General features: G+C 47.0%; 1 protein-coding gene. It reads left to right on the top strand.

What is annotated here, in order from left to right; genetic code table 11:
- The coding region (locus HA632_RS01785) for a hypothetical protein (protein WP_217902808.1) at positions 1-215 on the top strand (215 nt) is incomplete at both ends.

Here is a 215-nt window from a genome sequence, read left to right on the forward strand (position 1 = left end):
AGTTCGGGTACGCCGAGTTGTGTTAATCCGCAAACCAGTAGTGTTACCTTAACCGTTTTACCATTGCCAACGGCTAGTATAACGGTGAGTCCAACGACTATCTGTGCCAATGATACTGCGACTTTTACTTTTACAGGCACACCCGATGCAGCCGTTACTTACAACATTAACGGAGGAGCCAATCAAACGGTTACCCTAAATGCAGGCGGAATAGC

The organism is Flavobacterium sp. J49 (assembly GCF_011742145.1).
Lineage (GTDB): Bacteria > Bacteroidota > Bacteroidia > Flavobacteriales > Flavobacteriaceae > Flavobacterium.